Origin of the sequence: Clavibacter lycopersici (assembly GCF_003576405.1) — a bacterium.
Classification (GTDB): Bacteria; Actinomycetota; Actinomycetes; order Actinomycetales; family Microbacteriaceae; genus Clavibacter; species Clavibacter lycopersici.
In genome coordinates, this window is sequence record NZ_QWGT01000159.1 from 1 (window position 1) to 6,575 (window position 6,575).

The window sequence follows — 6,575 nt, forward strand, 5'->3', positions numbered from 1 at the left end:
GAGGGCGTCGCGGCAGGCGCGGATCCCCGGCCGGTCGAGGCTGCCGACGCGCGACGACGTGAACACCGTGCGCCGCGGCGAGCCGGGCAGGCCGATGAGCCGCACGTCGGGCTCGCGTCCCGCCCACACGAGGTCGGGCAGCACGGAGGCCGCGTGCCCGCCGCGCACGAGGTCGATGTGCGCCTGCAGGTCGGCCGTGACGTACCGGACGTCGGGCTCGAAGCCCGCGACCCGGCACACCTGCTCGGCGAAGTGGCGGGATGCCGTGCCCGCGGGCTCCATCACCCACGGCAGGCGGCGCGCGTCGGAGATCGTGCGGACGTCGTCGCGGCCGGGCGGGAGGCCGAGGCGGAGCGGATCCACGCAGAGCTCCTCGCGGTCGAGGTCGGCGGGCCGCGGCGCCGCATGGGCCGGGTACTGCTCGGCGATGACGAGGTCGTGGTCGCGCGCCCACACGTCGTGGAGGCCCGACTCGGGCTCGCGCATCGTGATCTCCACCCGCAGGTCGGGGTAGTCGTCGCGGAGGATCGTGAGCGCCGGCGGCACGAGCGCGAGCAGCGCCGACTGGAACGCGGCCACGCGGATCGTGCCGCTCACGTTCGCGAGCGACGCGTTCACCTCGGTCTCGGCGCGCTCCAGCCGCTCGAGCAGGGCGGTCGTGTGCTCCACGAGGATCTCGGCCTGCGGCGTGAGCACCACCCGCCGGCCGACCCGGCGCAGCAGCGTGACCCCGGCCTCGCGCTCCAGCTGCGCGAGCTGCTGCGACACCGACGACGGGCTGAAGGAGAGCGCGTCGGCGACCGCGCCGATCGTGCCGCGGAGCTTGAGCTCGCGCAGGAGCCGCAGCCGTCGCATCTCGAGCACGTGCGCCTCCCGCGGGATCCCAGGCGAGCATGGAATCATCGGCTGGACCGCACGATGATCATCGGAAACGTTCAGCGCATCCGACGAGAGCATGGTCGCACACTGGGAGGACGCGCCCGCAGTGCGGCCGACGACGGGGCCGAGGCCCACCCGAGACGAAGAGGTTCCCGCATGACCGCCGAGACCGCATCCGCCCCCGAGACCGCCACGATCCCGACGGGCACCGGCGCCTCCGCCGCCCCGGACCGCGATGACCTCGCCGACCGCTCCGTCGCGCTCGTGCGCACCTGGCTCGCCGAGGCGGCCCAGCACCCCGCCGATCCCTCCGCCGAGCGCCTCGCCGGCGTCCTCAAGGATGAGAACGGCCTCGACTTCACCATCGGCTTCGTCGACCGCGTCGTGCGCCCCGAGGACCTGCCGGTCGCCGGCAACAGCCTCGCCGCGCTCACCGCCAAGACCCCCGGCTTCCTGCCCTGGTACATGCAGGGCGCGATCCGCGCGGGCGGCATCCTCGGGCCGGTCCTCCCGCAGGTCGTCGTCCCGGTCGCGCGCCGCGTGCTGCGCGAGATGGTCGGCCACCTCATCGTCGACGCGACGAGCGACAAGCTCGGGCCGGCGATCCAGAAGCTGCGCGAGAACGGATCGCGCCTCAACCTCAACCTTCTCGGCGAGGCCGTGCTGGGCGAGAAGGAGGCCGCGCGCCGCCTCGCCGGCACGCGCGAGCTGCTCGCCCGCGACGACGTGGACTACGTCTCCATCAAGGTGTCGAGCGTCGTCTCGCAGCTGTCGATGTGGGCGTTCGACGAGGCCGTCGACAAGGTCGTCGAGCGGCTCACCCCGCTGTACGAGCTCGCGTCGAAGGCCGCCACCCCGAAGTTCATCAACCTCGACATGGAGGAGTACAAGGACCTCGACCTCACCATCGAGGTCTTCACGCGCGTGCTCGACCAGCTGCAGCTGAAGGACCTCGAGGCCGGGATCGTGCTCCAGGCGTACCTGCCGGACGCGCTCGCCGCGCTGCAGCGGCTCACCGCGTGGGCGCAGGAGCGGCGCTCGGCGGGCGGGGCGCCCATCAAGGTGCGCATCGTCAAGGGCGCGAACCTCGCGATGGAGCAGGTCGACGGCCGGATGCACGACTGGCCCGTCGCGACCTGGTCCACCAAGGAGCAGACCGACACGCACTACAAGCGCATGCTCGAGCACGCGCTCGCCCCCGCCGCGGCCGACGCCGTGAAGGTCGGCGTCGCCGGCCACAACCTCTTCGACGTCGCGTACGCGTGGCTGCTCGCCGAGGAGCGCGGCGTGACCGACCGGATCGAGTTCGAGATGCTGCTCGGCATGGCGACAGGCCAGGCCGAGGCCGTGAAGCGCACGGTCGGCGGGCTGCTCCTCTACACGCCCGTGGTGCACCCGACCGAGTTCGACGTGGCGATCTCGTACCTCATCCGCCGCCTGGAGGAGAACGCGAGCCAGGAGAACTTCATGTCGGCGGTGTTCGAGCTCAGCACGTCAGCTGAGCTCTTCGCGCGCGAGGAGTCGCGGTTCCGCGCATCCCTCGCGGGCGTCGACGACGCGATCCCGGCGCCGAACCGCACGCAGGACCGCCGGTTCCCGCCCGAGCTCGACGACGCGGATCCGCTCGCCGAGCCGGACGCGCCGGAGGAGCCCGAGGACGAGGTCGACCCGCAGCTCACGAACGTGGTCCAGGGCTTCACGCGCGGCTCGCTCCTCACGCCCGACGCGCTCGTCGACCCGGACGCCTCCGCGACGCCGTTCCACAACGCGGCGGACACGGATCCGGCGCTGCCGACGAACCGCGCCTGGGGCCGGGAGATCCTGGCGCGCGTCGAGGCGTCGCAGCTGGGCGTCGCGACCATCGAGGCCGCGCGCATCGACTCCACCGACCAGCTGGACGACATCATCGACGGCGTGCGCACGGCTGCCGCGACCTGGGGCGCCCGGCCGGGCGACCAGCGCGCCGCCCTCCTGCACCGCGTGGGCGTCGCCATCGAGCGCAACCGCGCGCGCCTCATCGAGGTCATGGCGTCGGAGACCGGCAAGACCATCGCCGAGGCGGATCCCGAGGTCAGCGAGGCCGTCGACTTCGCGCACTACTACGCAGAGCGCGCCCGCGACCTCGACCGCGTGCAGGGCGCCCGCTTCGTGCCGTCGCGCGTCACAGTGGTGGCGCCGCCGTGGAACTTCCCCGTCGCGATCCCCGCGGGCAGCATGCTCGCGGCCCTCGCGTCCGGCAGCGGCGTGGTGGTCAAGCCCGCCGGCCAGGCCCGCCGATCCGGCGCCGTGCTCGTCGAGGCGCTCCGCGAGGCCGGCGTGCCGCGCGAGCTGCTCGCGCTCGTCGACGCGGGCGAGGCCGAGTACGGCGAGCACCTCATCTCGCACAAGGCGGTCGACCGCGTGATCCTCACCGGCGGCTACGAGACCGCCGAGGTCTTCCGCTCCTGGCGCTCGGACCTCCCGCTCCTCGCCGAGACCAGCGGCAAGAACGCCATCATCGTCACCCCCAGCGCCGACCTCGACCTGGCCGCCGCCGACGTCGTGAAGAGCGCCTTCGGCCACGCCGGCCAGAAGTGCTCGGCGGCGAGCCTCGTGATCCTCGTGGGCTCGGTCGGGAGGTCCCGCCGCTTCCTCACGCAGCTCACCGACGCGGTGTCGTCGCTGCGCGTGGGGTACCCGTCGGATCCGACGACGCAGATGGGCCCGATCATCGAGCCCGCCGCCGGCAAGCTCAAGCACGCGCTCACGCAGCTGGGCGTCGGCGAGAAGTGGCTCGTCGAGCCCGAGGCGAAGGACGAGACCGGCCGCCTCTGGTCGCCGGGCGTCCGCGACGGCGTGAAGCCGGGGTCGTACTTCCACCTCACCGAGTTCTTCGGGCCCGTGCTCGGCGTGATGCGCGCGCGCACCCTCGAGGAGGCCATCCGCTTCCAGAACGCCATCCCGTACGGCCTCACCGCGGGCCTGCACAGCCTCGACGCGCGCGAGCTCGAGCAGTGGCTGGAGACCGTGGAGGCGGGCAACCTCTACGTCAACCGGGGGATCACCGGCGCGATCGTGCAGCGGCAGCCGTTCGGCGGGTGGAAGCGCTCGTCGGTCGGATCCGGCACGAAGGCCGGCGGCCCGAACTACCTCATGGGCCTCGGGTCCTGGGTCGCGGACGCGGGCCGGCACTCGAGCTCGCTGCACCTGCGCGGGCTCGCGCCGCGCGTGACCGAGCTCATCGAGTCGGCGCAGCCCGCCATCCGCTACGAGGACTTCGACCTCGTCCGCCGCTCGGCGCTCAGCGACGCGGTCGCCTGGCACGACGAGTTCGGCCAGGTGAAGGACCCGAGCGGCCTCGGCGTCGAGCGGAACCTGTTCCGCTACCGGCCGCTGCCCGTCACGGTGCGGCTCACGGAGTCGGGCGCGCTCGCGGACCTGCTCCGCGTGCTCGCCGCCGGGCGCCTCGCGTACGCGGAGATGCACGTGTCGGTGCCGGGGATCCTCCCGGCCGGCCTCGGCCAGGTGCTGGACGACCTGCCGAGCGTGCACGTGACCATCGAGACGGACGACGCGTGGCTCGCCCGGGTCGCAGAGTCCGGGATCCCGACCGAGCGCGTGCGCCTCGTCGCCGCCCGGGACTCGCGGCTCGTGGAGGCGCGGGCCCTGTCCGACGCTCTCCGCGGCACGCCCGACGTCGCCGTCTTCGCCGACGAGGTCACCGCAGCCGGCCGCGTCGAGATGCTCACGTTCCTGCGCGAGCAGGCCATCAGCATCACGGCCCACCGCTTCGGCAACCCGGACGACTGGAGCGAGGCGGTCATCTAGGTGACCGCGGTCGAGGTCCGCGCGCTCGCGGCCTCGGAGGTCGGGCGGCTCGAGCGCGAGGAGCCGCCCGGCCGCGGGTTCGCGCGCGCGATGTGGGCACTGCAGGAGGCGGACGGATCCACGCTGCTCGTCGCATGGGACGGCGAACGGCCCGTGGGCTCCGGCCAGCTCGACCTCCGCGGCTCCGTGCCCGAGCTGCGGAACCTGCAGGTGGACGCGGCGGAGCGCGGACGCGGCATCGGCACCGCGATCATCCGCGCGGCCGAGGGGCGCGTCGGATCCGGGCCCCTCGCCGTGGGCGTCGCCCTCGACAACCCGCGCGCCCGCGCGCTGTACGAGCGGCTCGGCTACCGCGGCACGGGCGAGACCATCACGACGACCTACGCGTACGTCGACGACGCGGGCGTCACACGGCACGCGACCGAGACGGATGAGAGGCTGGCGCGCGAACTGGGCTGAGCGCCGTGTCCCGCGCACCGAGGGGCGGATGCGATGGCGTCGACCGCCTGCCACGATGAGCGGATGGACGAGGCCCAGGCGATCGCGCGCGCCGAGGCGATGCGGGCGGCGGGCGAGCGGGCCAAGGGGATCCAGTCGCTGCGGTCGCGCGTGGAGGCGCATCCCGCCGAGCGGGCGGCCCGGCGTCTCCTCGCCGAGTGGTACCGCGACGACGGCACGCACGACCAGGCCGGCCGGTGGGGAGTCGTGTTCCCCGGCTGGACCACCACCTACGAGCGCGACCGCACCGCGCGGCTCTTCGCGGCCTCGTATCCGGTCGGCGGTGACGTGCGCGCGTTCCTGCACCTGCCCACCGGGTCGATCCCGGAGGATGCCCGGCTGCTGGCGGCGCGGATCCCGGTGCAGCGGGAGCTGCTGTCCCGCAGGGCGAGCCCGCCGACGCCGGGGCCGCTCCCCGGACCTCCGGGCCCGCTGGACGGCTACGCCACGGTCGTGGGGATCATCGCCGTCGTGCTCCTCCTCGTCGACGTCGCCGTGACGTTCGTCGGAGCGCTGCTCGGCGCGTCCATGAGCGGATTCACCCGCTGGACCACGCTCGCCGTGATCGTGCTGGCGGTCGTCGCGATCGTGCTGGCGTGGGTGAACGCGCTGCGGAGACCCGCTCGGCCGACCGCGGAGGACGTGGACGAGGGCGTGCTCCCCGCGGATCCGCGTGTCCCCGGCGTCCCCGGCGTCCCCGGCGGATCATGCAGCCCGACGCCGTGGTCGTAGCGCGCGTCCCGGTTGACCCGTCCGCCGACCGCCCCGCTCGCACCGCCGCCGGCCGGGACGCGCTGCGCGCACTCGCCGCGGAGATCACCGGCGCGGATCCCGCCGACGTCACCGTCCGCGCCCGGTGCGCGACCTGCGGCGGGCCGCACGGACGGCCGATGCTCGGCGGATCCCGGGCGCTCGACGGCCTGCACGCGAGCGTCGCGCACGCGGGGGATGCGGTGGTGGTCGCGGTCAGCACCGACGGCCCGATCGGGATCGACGCTGAGCCGCGCGGCCGGGAGGCGCCGGCCGGCGTGACGCTCGCGGGGTGGGTGCGCATCGAGGCCGTGCTGAAGGCCGATGGGCGCGGCCTCGCGGTGGATCCGGCGCGCGTGCGATTCGCGGACGACGAGCACGGGATCGTCGCGTGGATCGAGGGCGAGGCCGCGCGCTACCGGGTCGTCGACGTGGAGCTCGGAAGCGACGTGGCCGCTGCGCTGGCCCGGCGCGAGATCATGCCGACGGCAGGCTCACGCAGCCGAATCGACGTTATACATCGGCCCAAAGTATAAGAACGATTCGACGGCGAATGGGCTGCCTCAGCGCCGCCCCACCCGCGGCAGCGCCGGCAGCGGCGCGTCCGCGAGCCAGGCGCGCAGCAGCGCGCCCGCATCGCC

The 6,575-nt window shown here is 74.1% G+C and carries 5 protein-coding genes; 4 read left to right on the forward strand and 1 reads right to left on the reverse strand.

Annotation, left to right across the window (positions count from 1 at the left end):
• Nucleotides 1–864 (reverse strand): LysR family transcriptional regulator (locus DZG00_RS10760; protein WP_147359972.1); only part of this gene is annotated, 864 nt, incomplete at its 3' end.
• Nucleotides 865–1,035: 171 nt separating this feature from the next.
• Between DZG00_RS10760 and DZG00_RS10765 the strand changes: the two genes are divergently transcribed.
• The 4 genes from DZG00_RS10765 (at nt 1,036) to DZG00_RS10780 (ending at nt 6,470) form a co-directional block, all read left to right on the forward strand.
• Entirely contained in the window at nt 1,036–4,686 is a 3,651-nt protein-coding gene (locus tag DZG00_RS10765; protein WP_119455609.1) for a proline dehydrogenase family protein, read from the forward strand.
• Nucleotides 4,687–5,145: a GNAT family N-acetyltransferase gene (locus DZG00_RS10770; RefSeq protein WP_119382868.1), complete on the forward strand. Its 459-nt coding sequence runs from the start codon at nt 4,687–4,689 to the stop codon at nt 5,143–5,145.
• Nucleotides 5,146–5,208: 63 nt separating this feature from the next.
• Nucleotides 5,209–5,916 carry a DUF6584 family protein gene (locus DZG00_RS10775; protein ID WP_119382869.1) on the forward strand — a complete coding sequence of 236 codons (708 nt, stop codon included), beginning with the start codon at nt 5,209–5,211 and terminating at the stop codon, nt 5,914–5,916.
• Nucleotides 5,892–6,470, forward strand: coding sequence for a 4'-phosphopantetheinyl transferase family protein (locus DZG00_RS10780; RefSeq protein WP_119382870.1), 579 nt, complete (start codon nt 5,892–5,894; stop codon nt 6,468–6,470). The genes DZG00_RS10775 and DZG00_RS10780 overlap by 25 nt, the downstream gene beginning before the upstream one ends.
• The last annotated feature ends 105 nt before the right edge of the window (nt 6,471–6,575 follow it).